Here is a 22,524-nt window from a genome sequence, read left to right on the forward strand (position 1 = left end):
ACATGGCCGAAGTGGCTGAAACGGAGCGCAACGACGTTCGCGAAGACGGGCGCCGCCCTCCCCGTGCCGTTGTCGGATCGCATCGCGTCGAGGAGGAGATCTTCGGCAAGGTCTTCGACGGCAAGATCATCCGGCGGATCTGGGCCTTCGTGAAACCCTATCGCAGGCAGATGTATCTCGCCGTTTTCGCGGTGCTGATGTTCACCGCATCGCAGATCGTCATTCCGCTGCTTATCCGCTACGCTATTGACCACGGAATGGCGCCGGGGGCCGCTTCCGATCATTCGGCCCTCAGGCTCGCTATCATCGGCTTCCTCATCGCTATCCTGGTCAACTACGCCGCCAGCTATGTCCAGGAGACTGTGGTCGGCGGGGTTGCGGAAGAAGTGCTGTTCGATATTCGCAAGGCGATGTTCGTGCATCTGCAACGCGTTTCCCTGTCCTTCATGGACAAGACCGAAGTGGGCCGACTGATGTCGCGCCTGCAGGGCGACGTCAACTCGATGCAGGAGTTCCTGGAGACTTCGGTGCTCTCGGTCGGCGATATCGCCCTGCTCTTCGGCATCATCGTCGTCATGTTGTGGCTGGACGTTCGTCTCGGGCTGCTGACGCTCTCGGTCATGCCCATCCTCTTTATCATTCGCCTTTTCTGGCTGCCGCGGGCGCGCGTTGCCTTCATGGACGCGCACGAAACCAATTCCGTCACCAACGGGGCGCTGGCCGAGGCCATTCATGGTGTGCGTGCCGTCCAGGGCATGGATCGCCAACGCGTCAACTTCAATCTCTTCGATGACAAGGCGCATACAAATCTCAGGGCGCATCTGACGGCGGCGAAATATGCACAGGTAATGGTGCCGATCGTCGATACGCTGACGGGCATGGCCATGGCCTTCGTCATCGTCGTTGGCGGTTCGATGGTGCTGAGCAACAGGCTGGATGTCGGCGTCATGGTCGCCTTTCTGTTCTATATCCAGCGCTTCTTCGATCCAATCCGCTCGCTCACCATGCAGTATTCCGTCATGCAGCGCGCCATGGCCTCGGGTCAGCGCCTAACCGAGGTTCTCGATGTGCCCGTCGATATTGAGGACGCGCCCGATGCCACGGTCTTGCCGCCTGATATGGACGGCTCAGTCGAATTCCGTGACGTGGTTTTCGGCTACAATCCGGATCATCCGGTGCTGAAGAATGTCAGCTTCAGGGTCAATCCGGGCGAAACGGTCGCGCTCGTCGGGCCGACGGGCTCGGGCAAGTCCAGCTCCATGGCGCTGATCCATCGCTTCTACGACGTCCAGCAGGGACAGGTGCTGGTCGGCGGCTATGACGTGCGCGCCCTCACCCAGGATTCGCTCGGGCGGCAGATCGCGATGGTGCTGCAGGAACCCTTCCTGTTTACCGGAACCGTCTTCGAGAACATCCGCTACCACAAGACCGAGGCCACCCGCGAAGAGGTCATCGAGGCGGCAAAGACCGTCGGCGCCCATGAATTCATCATGCGGCTTGCCGAGGGCTACGATACCATGCTCGGCGAGCGCGGCGGCGGCCTGTCGCTCGGTCAGCGGCAGCTTGTGAGCTTCGCCCGAGCGCTGGTGGCCGATGCCAAGATCCTGGTGCTCGACGAGGCCACGGCCAATATCGACAGCTACACGGAGATGCTGATCCAGAAGGCGCTGGTGAAGCTGCTGGAGAACCGCACCGGCCTCGTCATTGCCCACCGGCTGGCAACGATCCGCGAGGCGGACCGGATCATCGTCCTGCAAAACGGCCAGGTGATCGAAATGGGCAACCACGCGGAACTTATGGCCAACGGCAAGCTCTATTCGAAGCTCTATAATCTCAACTACGCCTCGTTCGACGATATCCCGGAGGAGGCGCTGGATAAGTCAGCGTCCACGGATTCGCAGACTTGTGACATGCGTCACGAGACATGACACCACGTCACGAAACATGACACTTTCGGCCCCTACCGGCTCGACCAAGTGACAGGCTCCCGCTCCTCCTTCGCACGCCAACGCGCTCTGACACGGGGGTTCTCTCTGAGAGTGGTCGCGCGCCACTGTTGCGAGCAATTCCGACGCTCACGTGGCGCCTCGATCCTTAAGAGAAAGGACCGGCGTTCCATGGCACAACCAGTTCCCTTTTGTTCGAGTGAAATTCTCCCGGACATTCACCACGCTACCGGCTACGGAGCTGCATACTTGCTTATGCCAATCGACAGCCTCTTTCAGTTAGCGCCGCCGGCGCCGACAATCTTCAGGAACGAGGAGATGTCGAATGTCAGAATATGGAAAAGTCGTGATCGAAATGGTTGTCTGGATCGGGGCTGACGGTTGCCCATTGGCCGATGTGGAAGACCGATTCACGTCGCATTATTCATATCTCGACGAAGAAACAGGTGAGCGTCGGCTGAGCGAATTGACCGTTGGAGACGAGGGCATCGCGAACATGGATCTCTATCGTGTCGTTGCGCTCGGCTTTTCGACGGCGGAGTATCTCGCAATGTGGAGGTACGAAGAGAAAACAGGGCGATCGATCAGTAGCGAGGCCGAGTTGAATGCACTTTTCTGGTCCGATCGTGAAACGGATCCCACCACGAGACAAAACCGTGACGAATTCGCGAACACGATTTACGTGGTGTCGTGGGTGGATGACGATGGAAACCCCGTCAGACGGACTGGGGACCGCTTCCATTCTCGCTTTACCTGGGTCGATGAGAGGAAAGGAACGGTCCAATTCATCGAGGAGGGAATTGCGTCGTCCGGAATGTCGGGAACGACGTTGCGCGATGCCGTTACGCTCGGTTTCAATGCACTGGAGTATAAGGCGATGATTGAACACGAGCGAAACAACTTCGAACTCATCCAGAGCGAGGAGGAACTCGAAGCTCTTCTTATCTCGACGCCATCGACAAAACCCTAGCCTCGCTAGGCGGCGACTTCATTCTCGCCACGCATTCAAACCTTATGCCGTCTGCAATTGGACCCCACAAGCACGTTGGATCCGCTAGTTGTTCGCGTTCGGCGTTCCGCGCTGCCTCGCTCGGTTCGGCTTCATACCAAGCCTTTACTTTCACTATGAGCAGTCCCTCCAGGATCGCTGTCTCGCGCGAGAAAGCCTTCAACCAATCACGCCGCCGGACTGGCACGTCATGGTACTGGTGCTTTGTGTCATCGGCCCACTGCGCCATTACCCTACCCCCACGTATCGAAGTTATTAACCGGTGAGCCTCGCCACCCGTCAGCGAGTCCGCAAGTGCGGCAGCGTTTTCTTCGATAAACGAGAAGAATGTCGCACTCCCCAAGTGCTGTGGGTTCGCGGCCAACAATGTGAATTTGCTCAGCAATTTCCGTCGTGCGAGTGAACTCAGGCTCCTGTTCTCAAGGAGTTTCAAGGACATTGACAGCGAACTCCTGGCAACGCTCAGGGTGTTTGGCAGGGCGCTTTTCGATCGACGCGCCGCCTCGTCGAGCCGAATACCGAGTTCCAGGATACGCAGGTTGTCCAACGACGGTCCGCGACTCGCAACCTTGAGCAGCGCGACGAGCTTAGCGTCTAGTCTTTCCTTCTGGCGTTCGTTCAAGTTCTTCTTCAGAGAATGCGGGGCGACCATAGAGAAATTGAAGATTAATCGCGCGATCGGATCGTCCTTCGCTTTAGTGGTCTCCAGATTGGGCAAGAACAGATGACGATAAATGACCTTCGTTAGGTCGTCGTTGTCGATTGCAGCGCATGTTACAAGGAAGGTGCCAGCATTCTCCGACGCGGTGTTATCATCCTTTTCCATAGCAACGTCCATCACGTTTCTTACAAGTACATGGTACCCGTGCGAGGTCACCCGAGAAACCTCGTCTTTGACGACGCCAATTTTCCCCAAGGCATCATCGGGAAAGAAGTTAGGCGCGCGCAGACGTTGAGCTAGCATCTCCGCGAAAGCCGCAGGACTCAAGCTTTCCTGGCCGAGGATAAGGTCGATACCATCGCTTAAAAGCGCGGCCGCCTCGCTCCGGGTGAAGACTGTTCCAGAGGGGTGGGCGGAATCGTTCCTGGCCGCCCTGAGTCTGTTTAGGTACTCCGACTGCTCGGGCTCGATTATATCGTTGGATAGCAGCTCGGTCGACAGAACCATCTCCCGGAGTTCACCGGCCCTGACTCTATTGTCAATGTCTTGAAGAAGGGGACGGCGCTTGTCATTTACTGAAACGAGATGCCTCAATTTCCTGTCGAGATCATCGAAGACAGCGTTTGCCGTCATTATGATGCAGGAACGTGACAGACCAGCTCGGTGCGCCTGGATCGCCTCTGTCAAATAATGCGGATGGATCGCCTCACGAACTTTGAGGTTTTTCGTCTCCTGATGTGACAGTTCTCGTTCAATAAGACTGTCCAGCGTCACGTCGTCTAACATTGACTTCCCCATTATCAGCACAACCGGTCTGAATGATGCAGGTAAAGCAATCCTTTAAACCGCTGGTTGGAAAGCGCATCAGGCCGCAAATTCAACGGCTCTGGTTAATCAAAGACTGAGAGTTGCGGACCAAATGAATCAAGGCACTAGCCTAGCCTAGCCTAGACGTACCAAAACGTCTGGAGCGCCGGAGATGGTCAGTTTAGAAGCAGGAAGCGGAGCGTCTCGTTCTTTCCGCAGCGCGGTCGCCTCACCGACATCCGATTGTCGAGGACTGTCCCGAATCCCGTCGGCAGCGGTGAAAGCCGTTGGCGTGAGCGCCGTCTTGTTCTAGTGCCTCAATGGGACGGGTAAATTACGGGATATCGTCCTTGCACGAGTTCACGGGCCACCTTAGACCCAATGCGTTCCAGACGAACGTCACTGGAGCGCGCTCATTGCTGCCCGGACAAACTCGCGAAGACCGGCTACTCTCGCCGTGACACCAGCCGAGCTGGGATTCCTTAGTGGGAGAGTCGTCCTTAGCAGGGTCTCAATTTACTATTCGAGCCCCTGCGGCCACGATTGTGCGGAGAGACGGGAGATGTTTGACGGAGTAGACGCAACGCAGATCCGGGTCACGCTGGACGAGATCAAGCCTCGGATCTGGCGACGGCTTGTCGTCCCCGCTCACTGGACCCTCGCCCAACTCCATCTTGTCATTCAGGGAGCTTTCGGCTGGTGGAACAGTCATCTCCACGAATACCAGATCGGCGGCTTGCGATTTGGCGACGTCGGGCTTCTAACCGAGGGCCTCTTCGAGGACGAACCGCAGGTATTCGATTCCGACGGCGTGCGCCTGCGCGATTTCGAGCCGGGTGCGTTCTTCCGCTACATATACGATTTCGGCGACAACTGGAGACATTCTATCGCCATGGAGACTGCCATCCCCTCAGCAGGGGTGCGAAAGCAGGCGATCTGCGTCGCGGGCCAGAGGGCGAGACCGCCCGAGGACGTCGGTGGAAGCTCGGGCTACGAACGGTTTCTGGCGATCATCGGCGACAAATCCCGTGAAGAACACAACGAAACCATGCAGTGGTGCGGCGGGCATTTTGATCCGGAATGGTTTGATTTGGCCGTCATAAACAGAGACATATCGAACTCGTTGCGGCCGGGCGCAAAGCACCGGAGGTATCAACCGAAACCGAAATCCGGCTGACGTGCCCTAGTGGGGCTCTAACGGGTTGACGCCGCAAAGATGTCAATCGAGCATCTCATACCGTCGTAGCTCCGACTCCGTCAAAAATAAGCCGTCAGCGCTCCTCCCTCCTTGCAGGATTCCGGCCAAGCGCAATTCGCTGACGACCTCGTTGACGGTAGCCGACGGCATTTCAATTCCTGCTGCCACTTGCTCCGGAGATGCACCCGGATTGCGACGCAGATATCTTCTGACCAACATCTGAGGACCGGTCAGACGTGGCACTACGTCGTGGTAGCTGCTTTCAGCGCGTTCCAACGTGAACGCTCTCGCGGGTAAGGCCAATCGTCGAACGCATTTCGAAGCCGCTCTAATACTCGCATCTCAAGGCAGCATCTACGGCTTCCTGGGTTGCAGCTCTCGGTCGGAACTGAGATTCACAGTCATTGACAACGGGGAGCTGCCCTTTGCCAACGCCCGCCATAGCCACGAACCAACACCGGCGGCCCCCCTCTGGAACGGCAGAGGCGTTGCCGGACGTTGAAATGTCCGATAAAAATTCGCTTTAGACGCGAGCTTTGGGGGGGGCGAGCAGCAGTGTCCGACGCATATCTTCGACAAATCCTCGCAAGACTTCGAGTGGACACGGGGCCAAGTTCGCCAGCTCGTGGCGTCCAAGCAATCCTGCGCCCGCCGCTTCTCAGATGGGGAGGACAGTATCTCGTTTCTATGGAACCTAGCGGCTCCTTCGCAAAAGGCACCGCGATCCATGGACGCACGGACATCGACATCTTCGCCTCGTTATCCAGCGAAGTGACGGAAAGCCTCGCGGTGATCTACAACACACTCTTCAATCGGCTTCGAGACGAAGGATTCACTCCACGGCCGCAAAACGTCTCGATCGGCATCAAGGTCGGCGCCTATTCGGTCGATGTCGTGCCAGCACGACGGCACGGCCCGACGGGTGAGTTCCATAGCCTCTTTCGCCGCAAAGCGGAAACGTGGACGCAGACCAACGTCGTCACCCACATCAATGAGGTCCGAAACTCGGGCCGCACGGAGGAAGTCATGGTCATAAAGGCCTGGCGCGAACACAAAAGTCTGACCTTCCCTTCATTCTATCTGGAAATGGTCACGATCGAAGCCTGCAGGGGCCGGAAGGTCGGAGACTTGGCAGAGAATGTCTGGGCAACGCTCGCATATATTCGCGACAACATCACGCGCGCGGTGTTCATTGATCCCGCAAACACGAACAACAGGATCTCAGACGACCTGACAGCGGCCGAAAAGCAGGCACTCGCCACTGCTGCTTCGGTGGCGCGGCAGGCCACCAACTGGGGGCAGATCGTCGTATGAACTGGTCACTTCCCATACTTCTCGACGAACTGAATGCTTCAGTGACCGCCGACCTTCAGCGCGCGCGGAAAACGCTCGGACACCCGACAGATCTCGGAGACGCGACCGAGGAGATATGGATCGAGCTCTTCAACAAATATCTGCCACACCGATACCACGCTCTCAAGGCCACGGTCGTAGACAGCAATGGCGAATTCAGCGAGCAGATCGACGTTGTCATCCGCGATCGGCAGTACACGCCGCTGGTCTTCACATTCAAGAACAAGCACGTCGTGCCCGCCGAGAGCGTGTATGCGGTGTTCGAATCCAAGCAGGAGATGAACGCCACCCACATCGGGTACGCTCAGAAAAAAATCGCGTCCGTCAGGAAGCTGCATCGCACTTCTCTTCCCGTTCCAACGATTGACGGCACCAAAATGGCGAAGGTGCTGGTGCCTGTACTGGGTGGGATCCTGACTCTGAGTAGCAAGTGGCGTCCGGTCTTTGGAGACGCTATGCTCGGCTATCTCCAGGCGGGCCTGGAGCGCATCGACGCCGGGTGCGTCGCCGATAGCGGTAATCTCTGGCTTAACGAGGATGGAAGCTACACACTTGCCGAGCAGACGAAGCCCGTCACACGATTCCTACTCGAACTGATCTCAAGGCTCCAGGCCGTCGCTACCGTCCCGATGATCGACATGCGCGCCTACGTGGAGAAACTCGAGTAGATGAACCGCCGATTATCCAGCAATCAAAACCTAGGGCCAAAAATGTCGAACTACGTGAAGTCTACCCTCGACTACCATGTTTCGAAGTTGTCGTTGCCACCTGCTTTCGAGAACAACGACGAACTCGGGCTGTCAATGCGGACAACGTACAGGATTGCCACTTGCGACGATGGAAAAACGTGCAGGAAAGGCGACCATATAATCGAGTCCCTAGCGGCACGTGCCTACAATCTTGCTCTGAGCGCCACCTTGTTGTCAGCCGTCGGACTTTATGACGAGTCACTAAACTCGGTCCGAAGTCTTGGAGAGCTAGCCAACGTTCTTGCATATCTTTCTCTCCACCCTGACGACTATCCGAACTGGGTTCTAGCCGACAAGAAAACTAGACTGAGCAAGTATTCGCCATCCGCGATCAGAACAGCGATCGAGAAATCCTCGGAATTTGAGCCACCCATGGATAAAACTACCTACGCGGAGCTGTGCGAACTGAGCACGCACGTCCATGGAGGCACCGCGCCAAATGCGTACGGCGTTGACGGCCGCCGCCACGCCGGCGGCTTTTCCGAGGAGAATGGAGCAGGGAAAGTCGCCGATCTCCTAACGAACACAATGTACATGATCGCCCTGTTGGCGAGTAAGATGGTTCGTCGAGATGATCTGTTCGACGAAGTTGCAAGCCTAATCCGCATTGAAGACTGACGCCTATCCCGCACAAGCCACCTTCGGTCGCCGGCGGCACACAATTGTTTCACGCACGGCTACGCGCTGTGAAATCCCTGACGCGCCAACGGTCTCAATCACAGAGATAGAGGTGACACCGGTCTGCGCGCTCCACGTTGGAACCGACCGTGAGTTCGAACGAGATTACGTTCAGTCCATTCTCGTCCGTCTCGCAAACACCGCGGCGTCCCCGTTGCACGGTCATTTTGGTTTTCGACAGCCTAGGCGGCAGGCACATCTCTGTCCGCGGTCGGCCTCCAACCCCTGGTGATGCCCTTGCTCAAAAAGGAGCGCGCGATCTCCAGCTGTTCGCGCAGGTGCCCTCAGTCCTGAAGGAGGGTGTCGATGGTCGCGCGGGCGTCGCCGTCGTGCCAGGCGAGTGCGGCATCGACAGGATCAGTGGAGTCAATTGTTGTCGTCTTTTCTGCAAGCATGGGTTCTCGATCCCAGTGAGGGCACTACAATGTGCGGTTTTGACGAGCATGCCCAACACTGCGAGACTTCATTGTCCCGTCGCGGCCGAAGCCGTTGGACTTGAACGACGGTAGCGACCGAAGCGAGTCGCAGCAACCCTAGGATTCAAGGTGACACGCTCTGCCCATCTCGGCCCTCAAATCCGGCAGCAAGTTCCGCCTCCCCAGGCGGTCGCGTTAATTCGTAGAACGTCCGCACCGTTCGCACATCGCGTTTCGTGATCCGGACACCAACATCATTTTTCGAGGGCGCGTTGAGCTCGCGCAGAACCAGTGCAGGGGCGATACCGATAGTGCGCGGGATGGTCCGCATATGCGCCGCAATGCCAACCTGCATCTCATCACAGGGAAAAATATTCGCCTACAACCACTTTTCCGCTGTTCTCTACATGTTCATCCATTGAAAGCTTGATCGGCAATCCCCAACATTAAGAAAATTTTAATAAACGCCGAACTAACGATAGCAACATGTGGTGATTGCGCAATAAACAAGCACCATATATAGATATTCTCACGATTAGTGCGATCAACAGAGAAGTGATGTATGGATCCGGTTGTAGAGCAGGCGGTACTTCCGAATAAGAGCTTTCAAGCATCTTGGGATTCGATAAAAATCGACCGCGCCGTGAAAGACCGCTTGGTTGCTCAATCGGTGCTTTCACTTCAGTTGCGCCAGAGCTTTCCTTTCGAGTTGATGCCGATCCATGGGCTGATCGTGCTTTCGGGATCTCCGGGTACTGGCAAGACCACCCTCGCGCGCGGATTGGCCAATCGGGTCGCCAACGTCGTCGGCGAGGCCGCATACGTCCAGCTCGATCCGCACGCTCTAGGCAGCTCGTCCCTTGGCAAGAGCCAGAAGGAAGTTTCGAAGATCTTCCAGCAGACGATCCCAGAGCTGGCAATGTCGAAACGCGCTGCCATCGTACTGCTTGATGAGGTTGAAACGCTTGCTGCCGACCGTCAGCGGATGAGCCTGGAAGCAAATCCAATCGATGCGCACCGCGCCACCGATGCCGCACTTGCGGGTCTCGACCTGATGTGCCGTACGCACCGGAACACCCTTCTCATCGCCACGACCAACTTTCCGAAAGCCGTCGACAGGGCTCTACTTTCTCGCGCCGACTGGATCGAAGACATCGGCCCACCCAACGCAGCAGCGCGCGAAGAGATCATTCTCGATGTGCTTTCCCTGCTCAGCCAGAAGTGGCCCAAGGTCGATGCGTTGAAGACCCATACCAAGGCATTCGTTGCAGCATCGGACGGCATGGACGGCCGCCGCCTTCGGAAGGCGATGATTTCATCCGGAGCGATCTCCACCGCGGTTGCGCAGGACCTCAACAAGCTTTCGCACCAGGATGTAGTCGAAACCCTGAAGCGGGCCGCGAAGCAGGCCGACATGGAGGATAAGGCATGAAGGTAAGGCGCGACATTGCTTCCATTCCCCGCCGTTCGGCCAAGGAGACCTGGGATGCGATCGTGAATCTTGTCACTGAGGCGGGCTCTGCCGACGCCACGACCCTTCAGGATGCTGCGAGCGTCATGCAGTCGCTGATCACGGACGAACATCCGGCGAAGGTGCCGATCGTCGTTAAGGGATCGGGAAACCGCCTCGTGATCTACCTGAGCTATGGGGAAGACGCGATGGATGCCGACCTCAGCGTCGATCCTCTGACCTGGAACCCGACCGCGGGAGATTGGTCGATGACGGCACCGTCGGATGCGACCGATGTCGAATGGATGAACGGCACATTGAAAACACGCGCGCCACGCATCCGCGTCCATGACGTTGCTACGCCACTGGACGAGGACGATGGGACTGCCGCGACGAAGTCGGCCGATCTTACCTTCAACTGGGGAGCGCTGAAATAGAATGAGCGTCGCCAACACCTACGCACAATCGTATGCCCGGACACAGACCGCCATCTTCGTCGCCGACAAGATGCGCAATCTGATGAAGACGCTCGTACTCGATGCCGGGTTAAACCCTACCGCGCTCATGGATGCTTGGAGCAAGTGGCTTTACGATGCTGCGCGCAAGCTCATGGAAACCGGGCATCTGACAAACTTGATCATCGAGTTCTACCAGCCGGGATCAGCCGAGGCATGTGGCCGCTGGGATTTTCCAATCCGGTACGATGGAGCCGACATCGATGACATGTGGGTCGACGTGGACTACTTTCGCCAGTCCTTCGCCAAGGCTCCGCGGCCGCCAGCAGGATGCTCCTACCGCGTTCTTCTGCAGCATGCGCCAGGAGCCCCTTCGGTAGGTCTCGCCACCGTGCAGCTCATGGGCCTCGGCTCTCTCGCCGCCCGCGAAGCGGGCACGGTCATCGCAACTCCTGACATCATGGCATCGGCGACCTATTACAAATGAGCACGACAGAAGAAGCATTCGAAACTTACCGGAAGCGTCTTGAACTCAGCGAGACCGAGCGCAAGAACACGATCAAGCGGCACGAGGAAGTCCGTGGCGTCATCCGCAGCAGTTATGCCGTGGACCGCGACATCCTCACGGGATCTTATGGTCGGCACACGAAAACGAAGCCTCTGAAGGATGTCGACGTGTTCTTCATTCTGAACCAAAAGGAGCGCGACAACTACCGCAACAAGGCTCCGTCTGTCTTGCTCGACGCATTCGCGAAGACCTTGAGCGACTCCCATGGCAAGGATTCGGTTGAGCCGGGTCGGCGTTGCGCGACCGTCTATTTCGAGCGGAACACGTCTGACGAAGAAGGCAAGGTCCTTTCCATCGACGCCGTTCCGGCGTTCGACATAGGCGACTGCTACGAAATCCCGGATCGCGTGCTTGGCTCCTGGATCAAAACGGATCCCGAAATCCATGCGGAGGAAGCCACCGCCAAGAACAACGAGCTTGGCGGCAAGTGGGTACCGCTCGTGAAGATGATCAAGCGGTGGAACCGTTCGGCCGGAAAGCCAATCAAGCCGTCTTTCCTCATCGAGGTCATGATGCAGGAACTGGTAGACCCGCCCTTCACGACGTACCCGCAGGAGGTCCGGCGCTTTTTTGCGGCGGCGCTCAGCGGCATCGAGCAGTCGTGGCCTGACCCGGCGGGATACGGCCCCCCGGTCTCCGACCAAATGACCCCTGCCCTGATTGCAGCAGCCAAGGAGAAGCTCCGGCAGGCCGAGATGAAGGCGACGGTGGCAATCCGCCATGAACAGCAGGGTCGGCAGGGCCAGGCGATGACCGCGTGGCGCGAGATCATGGGCAAGTACTTTCCGGCAAGTTGAGGTACTCAGATGGCGGATGCAGTCGTAGCGCGGCAGCAGGGTGATGATTTCCAGGCACGATGGTTCTGGCTGCAGGCCGCGAATCTCCTGCGTCCGCACGGACATATAGAAAGAGTAAGCTTCGAGACCGGACCGAAGGCATTCGACGACGTCGTGGTGGAGTACTCTTCGGCACTTGCGCCCAAGGATGAATTCGGACGCAACATTCTGAGAGACCACATGCAGTGCAAGTGGCACGTCCGAGCGGGAGAGTTCGGCTTTGAAGACCTTGCTGACCCTGCATTCTCGAATGCCACGTCTCTCTCCTTTCTCAATCGTGCCCTGGATGCCCAGCGTCAGCACGCGCCCGCTGGGGACGGAGCGCGATTTCAACTGGTGACGAATTGGGATGCCAGAGATCCGCTCCGCCGCCTGATTGTGAACCAGACTAACTCACTCAACCTGACCAAGTTCTACGAAGGCGGTCCGACCAGCGCCAACGGTAAGATCAGAGCGCACTGGGCCAACCACCTGGGCATCACCGAGGAAGAGCTGAGGCTTGCGGTGGGCACGCTTGTCCTGAACACAAGAGTTCGCTCTGCCGAGGACATTCGCACGCATCTCAACGATCTGTTCGAATCTGTCGGAATGCGGCGGATCCCACCCTCGGAGTCGGGCTTCGTCTATGATGACTTGATCAAGAAACTTCACGCGCAAGGACGGAAGACCTTTGACCGCAAGTCATTTAGGGACATGGTTGCAGACGAGAAACTGCTCGCGAGCGACGAACCTCCCGCCAGGACGACGATCGGCGTATGTTCCTTCGTGCACGCCATCAATCCGATCGAGGCGCGTGCCACGCGCACCCTCGATCTCGTTCCCCAGTTCGACGGCCGTTACCTCCGGGAAGGCCACGACTGGCACGGGACCGTTTATCCGGAGCTCCGGAAGTTCATTCTCGAAGAAGCGGTTTCGACCGATAGTCTAAGGCTCATCCTCGACGCCCACATGTCGCTGGCATACGCCGTTGGTGCAATCCTGGACGTGAAGTCGGGCAAGGATATCGAGATCGAGCAGCGCTCGCCGGAGCGCCGTTTCTGGTCTGAAACGGATACCAAGATTGATCCGGAATGGCCTGTCCTCGAATTTTCGGAGATCGCCATCGGAGAAGGCAGCGACATCGCGGTGGCGGTATCCGTCACCCATGATGTACAAGCCAACGTCGTCGAGCACCTAGCCAAGATGCCGGAGATCGGGAAGCTCATCGTGGCGAGGTTCCCTGCTTCGGCGTCCCAGAGAGCGGTGCGGTCGGGAGCGCATGCGGCTGCGATTGCAGAGAGCATCGCGACCCGGATCCGCGGTGCAGGACGTGCGCCTATGGTGCATCTCTTTATCGCCGCACCGAATGGACTGACGTTTTTCCTGGGAAGGCATCACCGGACTGTCGGTGCGGCGACCGTTTACGAGTGGGACTTCGAGGGCCTGCGCGACCGCGACTACAGTCCTGGCCTACTAGTCCGGTGATATGACGACACTCAAAACGCGGAGGCTCTCGCAGTGGGCGTGATCAACCTGTCTCAAGAAGAACATAAGGCGCTCGATGCGATCGACGAGCGGGTACTGGACAGCCTGATCGACCGGGCATGTGACGACACGCGGCTAGGTGATCTGTATCATCTTCCGCTGTCGAGCTGTGGCCCATATGTGGGATCGAAGCTCTACAGTTTCGAACAGGCGCTCAAGGCATATCGTGAAGCGAAATCGGCGAAGAACCGAGAAAGCAAGCACTACAGCGCCCTTCGCACTGGCCGAGACCTTTCATTTGCCGTCACGCAGATGAAGCGACGGGTGGAAACCGAAGACAGGGATCGCGAGACGTTTCGTATCGACGATAATATCCTGCCACCATGGACGTTCAGCAGGAAGCTAAGCGTCCAGGTCTCCTATCGCTGGCGAGACGCCGGCGAAACCGACTGGCATTCCGGCGGCATCGTCTTCCTTCATGAAGTGAAGCCCCGCTACGTCTACGACCCCTCGCCTCCGAAACGAAAGCCGAGTGCCGCCAAGCAAGCCGCTCAGCTACAGGAGGAACTCCACTCGACATGGGAGCACCTGAAAACACAGGCTCTTTGCAGCGTTCGAGACTTCTTCCGTGACGGCGGCCGGGGAAGCGATATACCGGAAGAGTTTCAATGCGTTCCGGATCCTCGGGGCTACCTTAACAATTACAGTACGGATTTCTGGAGGCCACCGTCGTCTGTCTCGGCATGATGGATAGCCGGGCGCGACAGGTGGCGACGAGACTCCAACACCGAGCTTCGCGAAATAGGTCGATTGGTCTGAACTGCAAGCAGAGCGATGCTCGGAGGGAGATGGGATGGCTGACGATTTCAAAGACTTCGACGAGCTCCCGAAACGCGGGGACAACCATGAAATCGAGGAAAAGGCCGAGGCTGCATTCCAGAGCCGGGTGACCGAGAGCGGACGCTTCGTGCTGCAGCGTTCGGATCGCAAGGACTATGGCACGGATTGCCAGATTGAGATCGTCAATCAGGATCAGGCGTCCAACGTCAGAGTTCATGTCCAACTGAAGGGGACCGAGCGTGCCTTGAATGCGGATGGCTCACTGAGCATTGAGGTTTCGCGCTCGAACTTCAACTACCTGCTGATGCAGCCGCATAGTTTCTACGCAGCGTACCACGTGCCGACTGGGTCACTTCGGATCTGCCATGCCGAGCACGTTGCTCAACAATACGAACACGCTGGAAAGCACTGGTCCCAACAGCGGTCACTGACCGTCACCTTCACCGACGAACTAACTCACGAGCGACTGTGCAGGCTGGCTGATCTGGCGGCCTCAGCTGCGCGGACTGGGCGCAATCATCGCCTAAAGCAGATCCGCACGCTTCCTGAAGAAGTGGCGAGCCAGCTTCGACGAAGTGTCGCTAACGTCCATGTGCCCGCCGACGAGATCGAGGCAGGCCGTCTTCTCGCGAACCTCTACGAGAGCAACGCAGATGAAATCATCAGCGCGGCGTTTGATCAATTCGCCGCGGTTCTCGGCGCGGATAGCGACGCGCTCGGTTGGGCTTTTATGGCTGAAGTCAATCTCGGAATGACTGGATCCGATGCATCGCCGGACCGAATACACGAAGCCATACGCTATTTCAGTGAGCGGGTTGATCAGGGCCGCTACATCGATGGCACTCTTCGGTACACGATCGGCAACGGCTTTTCGGCCTTGGGTCAGGAGGCGGAAGCCAAAGAACATTACGAGGCGGCCCTTGCTGATCCTGCTGTGGCACAAGATCCGGCCCTCGCATCGCAGGTTCACAAGAACCTAGGTTCGAGTTTCGAGCGGCTCGGGAGCGAGGATCTGGCGGTTGAGCACTATCGCGAGGCCCTCCGCCTGAACTCAAATCTCCCCGAGGCGCATAATGCGCTTGCACATTACCACCTGCGGCGCGGCGAATGGGTGGACGCCCTCGACCATTTCGACGAGGCCGTCTTCACCGACGCCCACCTCTCGAAGGCCGCAGCTGTCGAAGGCTGGAAGGCGAATGTCCTATTCAATAATGGAGAAGGTGCAGCCGCGTTTCGTCAGATCAACAGCCTCCTCCCCCAAGCTAGTGATGAGGCATGGATTTGGCCATTCTCCGCGAGGCTGGTGGCAGCCTTTGGTCGTTCGTCACCGGAACATGCACGCCAGGCACAGTCTTTCTGGCGCCGCTATCTGGCAGCCTTCCCGGATAACCCGCACGGCACCCGCGAGCTTCTGCTGGCTACCCTATTCTTGCAATCAGAGGGCATCGATATCGGCCGGACCTATGCCGATTTTCAAGAAGAGTTCAATAGACGCATCAACCAGGTAGCAGAGCCCGATGAAGTCGCTTTCTTATGGGATCGACTGGGGCATTGGGCGCAGGACCAATCGGACTGGGTTGAGGCCGAGCGTTGCTTCCGGAAGGCGTATGACCTTGCCGGCGCGCATTACGGTTATTGTCTCGGGACTGCCTTGATCGCGCTCGGACGCCACGAGGAGAGCCTTCCAATCATGCGAGAGCAAGCCGAACATATCCAGGGCGACGCGATGAGTTGGTTTCAGTACGGCGTTTCGAATGCCGAACTCGGTCACTCAGCCACCGCGATCGAAGCCTACGAAAAGGCACTGGCCCTGGACCCCGATTACGATCACGCAATGTTCAACCTCGGCGGCGTCTACTGGAATCGTCGGGACGTGGGCGCCGCCATAGAAATATGGGAACGTGCCATCGACCGATTCCCAGATCACGAGCTAACCCACAAACTCAGGCACGACTTGCCGCAGTTTTTTCCAGCTCCCGCGGAACTTGAACCGGAAGGTAAGTAAACGTTCTAATGGCGCAGTGGTTACTCGCCGCCAGTGCCTAAATCGCCGGGCAAATTAGCCTGATCCCCTTCTGCTTTTTACGAAACACCCTTGTCCACTATACGCCCGGATAGTGTGCTTTCGAGCAAATCTCGCCTAGGTTTGTCCGATCACGGTCAACTGCGTTGATGGCAATGGCAACGAATAACGAGAATGCGGGTCGCGACCTCTCGCAGCTTATCCTCGGAACCTTTCTGCTTCTGTCGGCCGGGGTGTTTCTGTCTGAAATCTTGGACTTCATCGAAACGGGAACGTGGACGAGCATGTCACTCATGGCGTTCATTGATCTTCTGACTGAGGACGGAGAGGTAGCGGGTGCCCGATCAGCACTCTTGGGCCTCCGGTTTGTTCTCAGCTTGGTGCCCGTGCTCCCTGTGTTTCTGATGTCGTGCCTCATAGCGCTAGTCTGGAACCCGATCGGCGATTACCGACGATCACCTCGCGACGTCGAGTGACGCTTTGGCCAATCGTGGCCGACATTCTGGGTGCGCCCAGAGCCTACAATTGGGCTCAAATCCTGGTGTCGATCGGCATTGCAGTCAATCTCCATTTCGTACAATGAGGATCGCTGTCGGCGCGACTTACGTCAAATCGCGATATCTTTCGCTCTGCGCCGGAAACCATACGGACGTATGGGCTCCCTTTCCTTCCGAACCGCGCTATGTTCCGAGATCAGCTTTCGAAAGCCCAGAGATCGCTCATGAAACGAGTTGGCTTCATTGTCAGTCCGAACTTCCAGATGATGAGCCTCGCCGCCCTCCCGGTCTTCGAGTTCGCCAACCGCGTCATGGAGCGGCCGTTCTATGAACTCGAGGTGCTGTCGGAGTCCGGTGGGCTCGTCAAGTCGTCGTTCGGAGTGGCAATCGATACAAAGCCGTTCGACGATCCCGAGTTCGACACCCTGCTTGTCGGGGGCGGCACCGAGATCGAGCCAACCAGCCCGAAACTCCTTTCCTTTCTGGGCAAAGCACGCGCTTCCTCGAGAAGGATCGCATCGATTTGCGCAGGCGCGTTCGTTCTGGCTGATGCGGGCCTGCTCGACGGCCGCAGCGCGACCACTCACTGGTACAACGTGCCGGAGTTCGAGAAGCGCTATCCGGGCGTCCGCATGGAAGGCGACAAGATCTTCGTCGTCGACGGCCCGATCTGGAGTTCCGCTGGCATGAGTTCCGGCATCGATCTCGCTCTTGCCCTCGTGGAAAGCGATATCGGTGCCGAGGCGACGAAGATGATCGCCAAGCTACTGGTCGTCTACCATCGCCGCCTCGGAGGACAACTGCAGTTCTCGGCCATGCTCGATATGGAGCCGAAAACTGATCGCATCCAGCGCGCCCTCGTCTTCGCAAGGTCGAACCTGACAGGGGATCTCTCTGTCGAGCGCCTTGCCGAAGCCGCTAGCCTGAGTGTCCGGCAGTTCAATCGCGCGTTCCAAGCGGAAATCGGTCAGACCCCTGCGCGCGCCGTCGAAGCTCTGCGTGTCGAGGCCGCGCGCCTTCTCTTGGAAGGCGGCAGGTTGCAGATGGAGCAAATTGCGGAGCAGACGGGACTTGGAGACGCCGAGAGAATGCGGCGTTCGTTCCTCAAGATCTACGGGACAACGCCTCAGACAATACGCCGGAATGCCAGATCGTCGGATGAAATCTTCGATCTGGCCAGCATGAGACCGAACGCGGTCAGATTACGCGTCGATCTCGCGAACGCGTAGTTCAAGATCCTTCTATCAGCCGGCGTAACCTGCCCGAACGATGCCTTCCTCAACATCAACAGTCCTCACAGGATCTTCCCGTTAATTCCGCATAGGTCTTCACACCCAAGAGCGGCGCTATCTCGACAGATTCGCCCGGCTGACTCGAAAGGAAGAGTTCGGCGCCTAACCTGTTCGATCCCAGGCCATCGGCGACGATAGCGAACTGGGTCCGTTTGCCACCGGCCGGATCGACTGTACCTGTAAAGAGGACCGTCTTTCCAAGCGCGCGGTACTTTGCTGCGAACGACTGGTCCACGACACATTCGAATAGCAGTTCCGATTTGCAGTCGTCGGCGCCCGACGACCCACTCGACAACGTGCCGTCGGAGCGAACCCTCTGCTGAGTCACCGGATCAACGAGGGCTGACCCGGTGACCTCGAATTCGACCTGGGCGCACTTCACGGCCTCCTCCCCGGTGATCGGAGCATCTGTGTGGATCACATGAGCCGTGCCGGTTTGTGCATTGAAGTAGACGAGCGCGCCGCCCATTTTCCCCGATGCCGACTTCCTATCAGCTATTATCGCCAGATGCTCTCCAGCCGGTCCGACGATCGCTCCGATCTCCGATCGTGTATGGCAGCGGGCTTCGGCCGCTGCCACGCTCAGGTCGAACAGGAAGAGGGTGGAGGCGAAGGCGCATAGCACGATCACAAGTGCAGTGGCGGTGCTCATCTCAAACTCCCTTCAAATTTCGGTCTTCAGTCACGCAGCCTAGATGGCGGCACAACGGTCTCGGTCTTTCCAGTGGCGACGTCGTACACAAGACCTGCAACGGTGAAGCCTGACGGCACGGCCGATGCGCCCTTCAGTGCCTTCACGTCGATCTCTACCGCCTTATACGGGTCCATGACCGCGAGATCTTCGAGCGTTTCCGTTGGAACCTGCATGTACTTGGCGAGCAAGTCGGGAGCGTGCTTGTAGCATCCCCGGATGCCGCAATCGGTGTGATGGAGGACGACAAGGTTCCAGCCTTCGCCGACTTCCTTTCCGGCGACCTTCGCCACCGTTCCCAGGATATCGATGGTTTCGACGATCTCCTCGTTGACGCGGCCGCCGACGTTGCGGATGACCGCTGCCTCGCCCTGTTCGAGCTTGAAGATCTCGACCGGATCGACGCGGGGGTCAACACAGCCGATGATGACGGCTCGCTTGTGTGGAAGCATCTTAAGTTCGGGTTGGAATTTCTCGGCTGCGAACTCGGCATTACGTGTCGCCAGCGATTCAAAATAGGTCATTTTTCCCTCCTCGGGATTGGATTGGCGCGCAGTCCGGCTGCCAAGATGCGGTTCTGGATGTACGGGTTTCTAAGGAACGGCGTACGCCGCCCGCGTGATATCGGCTATTGCTTCGCGTTCAGGACGTCGGCGTGGAGCTTTGCGTATTCGCCGACCGTCATCGGGCGCTTGCCCGTAATGAGCTCGATGTTGTTGTCGGCACCGGACATATGACCGTGCTGGTAGTCGAGCATCGCGCCGCTGAAGTGCTGCAGGACGTATTGTGGGACGCCCATCTGCTTGAGCGAGGCGATGTATTCCTCGATCGGCAGATCCTGGAAGACGATCTTCCGACCAAGAGCTTCGGAAAGTTCAGCGGCCATCTGCTCGTGATCCATTTCGACGGGACCTGACAGCGGGATTGTCTTGCCGATGTGACCTTCCGGATTCTTTAGCAGGGCTGCAATGGCGCGAGCCTGGTCAGCCGCTGCGATCGGCGAATGGCGCCCCTTTCCGACTGGCATCCTCAGGACGCCCTGCTGGACGAACGGCAGCTGCCACGGATAGAGGAGCCATTCGAGGAAGTAAGTCGGACGCAAATGAATGACCGGAATACCCGACCAGTTGAAGACCTGCTCGGAAATGTAAGTGTCCCTGCAGGAGTCGCTCGTCGAGTTGCGGTCGGCGGAGCGCTGCGAGAGATTGAGGACGGCCTTCATCCCTGCTTCCTTTGCCGCCAGGGCGAAATTGACGGTCGCGTTGATCAGTCCCGGCGCGACGGGCCAGACGAAATATGCCGCCTCGGCGCCTTCGAGAGCGGAAACCAGCGTGTTGATGTCGTTCAGGTCGCCAACGACGACTTCGGCACCCTGTTTGGCGAGAGCGTCGGACCGCTCGTCGATCTTGCGGACCATCGCGCGGACGTCGAGGCCCACTGCGAGAGATTCCTTTACAGCCGCGCGACCGGTATCGCCTGCGGCGCCTGTGATGAGTACTTTCTTGGACATGGTTGGAGATCCTTCGGAATCGAGGGTTCGGTTGCTCGGTGCTGATGTTGTTCCGAATCCTGTTACCTCCTGAGGCGCTTCAGGATCCGATGGAGTAAAGATGCTCGCGTCCCCGCCTATGCGGTAGTCGTCCATTTGTGCTAACATCTATCTCGATCCAGCATTAATGACGCCAGAACGACATCGTCTGCGGGATTCGTGGGCTTGTTTTGATCGCTCTTATGTCGATGGCGCATGAAAGCGCCGCTTCCGGGCGAAGCAAGGAAATCGCATTGAAGGACATACAGACCCTGCGTCTCTACACTCGCGTGGCGCGGCTTGGCAGTTTCTCGGCAGCAGCGCGGGAAAGTGGAATGGTGCAGTCCCAGGTCTCGCGCATGGTTGCCGATCTCGAGGCTTCTCTGGGCGTCAGGCTGCTTGCGCGAACCACCAGAGCGGTCGCGCCCACGGAAGCCGGGATCGAGTTCCTCGCGCGCATGGAACCAATCCTTGCGGCGCTTGACGACGCAGAGAACAGCGTCCGCGAAACGGGCGAACTGCGAGGTCGGCTGCGGGTGGGTATGCCTTCCACGATGGGCAACAGGGTCGTTATCCCTCGTCTCTCCACGTTCGCGGAGCGTCATCCCAAGCTGCACATCGAGCTGCTTCTGGACGATACCTGGCAGGACATGGTCCGCGAGGCCGTTGATGTGGGGATCCGCGTCGGTGAGTTGCCGGACGCGACGGGCACGGCTCGTGTCGTGGGCACCATGCAGAGGGTCGTAGTGGCGGCCCCGTCCTATCTTTCTCGCAATGGAAGCCCTGAGCATCCGAACGATCTTACCGTGCATCGAATCCTTGCGGGTCCTGCCGCCACGCAGGCTTCGTCGTGGAAGTTCGAGCGTGACGGAGTGATCGTCCCGGTCGAACTCGACCCCTATCTTTCCGTCAACGACACCGAAGGCGCTCTCACGGCGGCGGTCAATGGTCTTGGCATAACGTCCACGACCTCCTGGGCATGCCGTGAGGAGATCGACCGCGGACGTCTTGTCAGGTTGCTTCCGGACTGGAAGACGGCCAGCATGCCGGTCCACGCATATTTCCCGGCCGGACGGGCGACGCGCCTGTCTGCTAGATCCTTCGTGGACTTCCTGGTCGAGGAGCTGGCAACGCATCCTGTCTGACCTCCCTGCATGCAATGGGCGCATTAGGACGCCGCTGCATGCGAAGACGCTACCTATCCATGAAGATGGCTGGACGCCGGATATCTAGCGCTCGGCTTGGTCACATAAGCGCTTCGGTCCGGACTGATCGGTTGAGCGCAAAACGGCAGCTATCTCTCGCTGTGACCATACATTTGTATAGGTGGCAGATCCGCTGAACCACGCAGACAATCCCGCGAAACGAATACCCGGGAACGAACGCGGATACGGCGGGCCAAATTCGCGTCCGGCAGTATTGGAGGGCGAAATGTCAGACCATCACCACGACCACGAGCACACGGAACCCCCGTCCGAGCTTGAGCTTCGGGTAAAGGCGCTCGAATCCCTACTCGTCGAAAAGAAGCTGGTCGATCCTGCAGGTCTCGATGCCATCGTCGACGCGTATGAAAACAGGATCGGTCCCCGTAACGGCGCCGCGGTCGTCGCCAGGGCGTGGGAAGATCCGGAGTTCAAGAAGCGCCTTCTGTCCAGCGAGAGCACGGCGGCAATCGCCGAACTCGGCTTCTCCGGACTTCAGGGCGAGGACATGGCGGTGGTGGAAAATACGCCGACTGTCCATAACCTGATCGTCTGCACGCTGTGCTCCTGCTATCCGTGGCCGCTGCTCGGTCTCCCGCCGTCCTGGTACAAATCCGCCCCGTATCGCTCCCGAGCTGTCATCGATCCGCGCGGCGTCCTCAAAGAAATGGGTGTCGAAATCCCGGCGCACAAGGAAATCCGGGTCTGGGACAGCACAGCCGAGACGCGCTATCTCGTGCTTCCCGAACGTCCTGGAGGCACTGACGGCTGGGGCGAAAACCATCTCGCCGAGCTCGTCACTAGGGATTCGATGATCGGCGTGGGCTTTCCCAAAGATGCCGAATGGAACCATTGCTAGGA

Annotated in this window: 20 protein-coding genes and 1 pseudogene; 16 read left to right on the forward strand and 5 right to left on the reverse strand. The window is 58.2% G+C overall.

The window, feature by feature from the left end; genetic code table 11:
• Window positions 1-2: 2 nt before the first annotated feature.
• Window positions 3-1,928: an ABC transporter ATP-binding protein gene (locus EV561_RS28565; protein ID WP_132526855.1), complete on the forward strand. Its 1,926-nt coding sequence runs from the start codon at window positions 3-5 to the stop codon at window positions 1,926-1,928.
• A 343-nt stretch (window positions 1,929-2,271) separates the two neighbouring features.
• Window positions 2,272-2,916, forward strand: coding sequence for a hypothetical protein (locus EV561_RS28570; protein WP_132526857.1), 645 nt, complete (start codon window positions 2,272-2,274; stop codon window positions 2,914-2,916).
• Here EV561_RS28570 and EV561_RS28575 read toward each other — a convergent pair.
• Complete coding sequence (locus EV561_RS28575) at window positions 2,888-4,402, reverse strand: hypothetical protein (RefSeq protein WP_132526859.1); 1,515 nt, start codon at window positions 4,400-4,402, stop codon at window positions 2,888-2,890. The two genes, EV561_RS28570 and EV561_RS28575, sit on opposite strands and share 29 nt — an antisense overlap.
• A gap of 583 nt (window positions 4,403-4,985) precedes the next feature.
• Between EV561_RS28575 and EV561_RS28580 the strand changes: the two genes are divergently transcribed.
• From EV561_RS28580 to EV561_RS28595, 4 genes are all read left to right on the forward strand, one after another.
• On the forward strand, window positions 4,986-5,600 hold the full coding sequence (locus EV561_RS28580; protein ID WP_132526861.1) for a plasmid pRiA4b ORF-3 family protein: 615 nt from the start codon (window positions 4,986-4,988) through the stop codon (window positions 5,598-5,600).
• A 708-nt stretch (window positions 5,601-6,308) separates the two neighbouring features.
• On the forward strand, window positions 6,309-6,935 hold the full coding sequence (locus tag EV561_RS28585; protein ID WP_245513008.1) for a nucleotidyltransferase: 627 nt from the start codon (window positions 6,309-6,311) through the stop codon (window positions 6,933-6,935).
• Window positions 6,932-7,642, forward strand: coding sequence for a DUF6602 domain-containing protein (locus EV561_RS28590; RefSeq protein WP_132526865.1), 711 nt, complete (start codon window positions 6,932-6,934; stop codon window positions 7,640-7,642). The genes EV561_RS28585 and EV561_RS28590 overlap by 4 nt, the downstream gene beginning before the upstream one ends.
• Before the next feature lie 42 nt (window positions 7,643-7,684).
• A complete protein-coding gene (locus EV561_RS28595; protein ID WP_132526867.1) occupies window positions 7,685-8,341 on the forward strand; it encodes a hypothetical protein in 657 nt (218 codons plus the stop codon).
• Between the two features lie 242 nt (window positions 8,342-8,583).
• On the opposite strand, the pseudogene EV561_RS28600 reads toward EV561_RS28595, so the two are convergent.
• Window positions 8,584-8,796: pseudogene (locus EV561_RS28600) on the reverse strand (dehydrogenase).
• Between the two features lie 664 nt (window positions 8,797-9,460).
• Here EV561_RS28600 and EV561_RS28605 point away from each other — a divergent pair.
• The 8 genes from EV561_RS28605 (at window position 9,461) to EV561_RS28640 (ending at window position 18,179) form a co-directional block, all read left to right on the forward strand.
• Entirely contained in the window at window positions 9,461-10,249 is a 789-nt protein-coding gene (locus EV561_RS28605; RefSeq protein WP_245513010.1) for an AAA family ATPase, read from the forward strand.
• Window positions 10,246-10,704, forward strand: a complete 459-nt coding sequence (locus EV561_RS28610) for a hypothetical protein (protein ID WP_132526871.1) — start codon at window positions 10,246-10,248, stop codon at window positions 10,702-10,704. Before EV561_RS28605 ends, EV561_RS28610 begins: the two co-directional genes overlap by 4 nt.
• Before the next feature lies 1 nt (window position 10,705).
• Window positions 10,706-11,209, forward strand: a complete 504-nt coding sequence (locus EV561_RS28615) for a hypothetical protein (RefSeq protein WP_132526873.1) — start codon at window positions 10,706-10,708, stop codon at window positions 11,207-11,209.
• Window positions 11,206-12,087 carry a CBASS oligonucleotide cyclase gene (locus tag EV561_RS28620; RefSeq protein WP_132526875.1) on the forward strand — a complete coding sequence of 294 codons (882 nt, stop codon included), beginning with the start codon at window positions 11,206-11,208 and terminating at the stop codon, window positions 12,085-12,087. Before EV561_RS28615 ends, EV561_RS28620 begins: the two co-directional genes overlap by 4 nt.
• Before the next feature lie 9 nt (window positions 12,088-12,096).
• Complete coding sequence (locus EV561_RS28625; protein ID WP_132526877.1) at window positions 12,097-13,590, forward strand: SAVED domain-containing protein; 1,494 nt, start codon at window positions 12,097-12,099, stop codon at window positions 13,588-13,590.
• A 33-nt stretch (window positions 13,591-13,623) separates the two neighbouring features.
• Window positions 13,624-14,337 (forward strand): hypothetical protein, encoded by a 714-nt coding sequence (locus EV561_RS28630; RefSeq protein WP_132526879.1) that lies wholly within the window; start codon window positions 13,624-13,626, stop codon window positions 14,335-14,337.
• Between the two features lie 106 nt (window positions 14,338-14,443).
• On the forward strand, window positions 14,444-16,435 hold the full coding sequence (locus tag EV561_RS28635) for a tetratricopeptide repeat protein (protein ID WP_132526881.1): 1,992 nt from the start codon (window positions 14,444-14,446) through the stop codon (window positions 16,433-16,435).
• Window positions 16,436-17,174: 739 nt separating this feature from the next.
• Window positions 17,175-18,179, forward strand: coding sequence for a GlxA family transcriptional regulator (locus EV561_RS28640; RefSeq protein ID WP_132526883.1), 1,005 nt, complete (start codon window positions 17,175-17,177; stop codon window positions 18,177-18,179).
• A gap of 55 nt (window positions 18,180-18,234) precedes the next feature.
• On the opposite strand, the gene EV561_RS28645 is transcribed toward EV561_RS28640, so the two are convergent.
• The 3 genes from EV561_RS28645 to EV561_RS28655 all read right to left on the reverse strand — a co-directional run bounded on the left by EV561_RS28645 (window position 18,235) and on the right by EV561_RS28655 (window position 20,443).
• Window positions 18,235-18,894, reverse strand: coding sequence for a hypothetical protein (locus EV561_RS28645; RefSeq protein WP_132526885.1), 660 nt, complete (start codon window positions 18,892-18,894; stop codon window positions 18,235-18,237).
• A gap of 26 nt (window positions 18,895-18,920) precedes the next feature.
• Complete coding sequence (locus tag EV561_RS28650; RefSeq protein WP_132526887.1) at window positions 18,921-19,457, reverse strand: carbonic anhydrase; 537 nt, start codon at window positions 19,455-19,457, stop codon at window positions 18,921-18,923.
• Window positions 19,458-19,561: 104 nt separating this feature from the next.
• Complete coding sequence (locus tag EV561_RS28655; RefSeq protein WP_132526889.1) at window positions 19,562-20,443, reverse strand: NmrA family NAD(P)-binding protein; 882 nt, start codon at window positions 20,441-20,443, stop codon at window positions 19,562-19,564.
• A gap of 272 nt (window positions 20,444-20,715) precedes the next feature.
• On the opposite strand from EV561_RS28655, the gene EV561_RS28660 reads away from it, so the two are divergent.
• Window positions 20,716-21,606 (forward strand): LysR family transcriptional regulator, encoded by an 891-nt coding sequence (locus EV561_RS28660; protein WP_132526891.1) that lies wholly within the window; start codon window positions 20,716-20,718, stop codon window positions 21,604-21,606.
• A 286-nt stretch (window positions 21,607-21,892) separates the two neighbouring features.
• Window positions 21,893-22,522: a nitrile hydratase subunit alpha gene (gene nthA / locus EV561_RS28665; RefSeq protein WP_132526893.1), complete on the forward strand. Its 630-nt coding sequence runs from the start codon at window positions 21,893-21,895 to the stop codon at window positions 22,520-22,522.
• The last annotated feature ends 2 nt before the right edge of the window (window positions 22,523-22,524 follow it).

The organism is Rhizobium sp. BK376 (genome assembly GCF_004341625.1).
Taxonomy (GTDB): domain Bacteria; phylum Pseudomonadota; class Alphaproteobacteria; order Rhizobiales; family Rhizobiaceae; genus Rhizobium.

Bases quoted from the DNA above. Each gene is read 5' to 3' on its own strand.
- EV561_RS28565 (WP_132526855.1), top strand. From the start codon at position 3: ATGGCCGAAGTGGCTGAAACGGAGCGCAACGACGTTCGCGAAGACGGG.
- EV561_RS28570 (WP_132526857.1), top strand. From the start codon at position 2,272: ATGTCAGAATATGGAAAAGTCGTGATCGAAATGGTTGTCTGGATCGGG.
- EV561_RS28575 (WP_132526859.1), bottom strand. From the start codon at position 4,402: ATGTTAGACGACGTGACGCTGGACAGTCTTATTGAACGAGAACTGTCA.
- EV561_RS28580 (WP_132526861.1), top strand. From the start codon at position 4,986: ATGTTTGACGGAGTAGACGCAACGCAGATCCGGGTCACGCTGGACGAG.
- EV561_RS28585 (WP_245513008.1), top strand. From the start codon at position 6,309: ATGGAACCTAGCGGCTCCTTCGCAAAAGGCACCGCGATCCATGGACGC.
- EV561_RS28590 (WP_132526865.1), top strand. From the start codon at position 6,932: ATGAACTGGTCACTTCCCATACTTCTCGACGAACTGAATGCTTCAGTG.
- EV561_RS28595 (WP_132526867.1), top strand. From the start codon at position 7,685: ATGTCGAACTACGTGAAGTCTACCCTCGACTACCATGTTTCGAAGTTG.
- EV561_RS28610 (WP_132526871.1), top strand. From the start codon at position 10,246: ATGAAGGTAAGGCGCGACATTGCTTCCATTCCCCGCCGTTCGGCCAAG.
- EV561_RS28615 (WP_132526873.1), top strand. From the start codon at position 10,706: ATGAGCGTCGCCAACACCTACGCACAATCGTATGCCCGGACACAGACC.
- EV561_RS28620 (WP_132526875.1), top strand. From the start codon at position 11,206: ATGAGCACGACAGAAGAAGCATTCGAAACTTACCGGAAGCGTCTTGAA.
- EV561_RS28625 (WP_132526877.1), top strand. From the start codon at position 12,097: ATGGCGGATGCAGTCGTAGCGCGGCAGCAGGGTGATGATTTCCAGGCA.
- EV561_RS28635 (WP_132526881.1), top strand. From the start codon at position 14,444: ATGGCTGACGATTTCAAAGACTTCGACGAGCTCCCGAAACGCGGGGAC.
- EV561_RS28640 (WP_132526883.1), top strand. From the start codon at position 17,175: ATGAAACGAGTTGGCTTCATTGTCAGTCCGAACTTCCAGATGATGAGC.
- EV561_RS28645 (WP_132526885.1), bottom strand. From the start codon at position 18,894: ATGAGCACCGCCACTGCACTTGTGATCGTGCTATGCGCCTTCGCCTCC.
- EV561_RS28650 (WP_132526887.1), bottom strand. From the start codon at position 19,457: ATGACCTATTTTGAATCGCTGGCGACACGTAATGCCGAGTTCGCAGCC.
- EV561_RS28655 (WP_132526889.1), bottom strand. From the start codon at position 20,443: ATGTCCAAGAAAGTACTCATCACAGGCGCCGCAGGCGATACCGGTCGC.
- nthA (WP_132526893.1), top strand. From the start codon at position 21,893: ATGTCAGACCATCACCACGACCACGAGCACACGGAACCCCCGTCCGAG.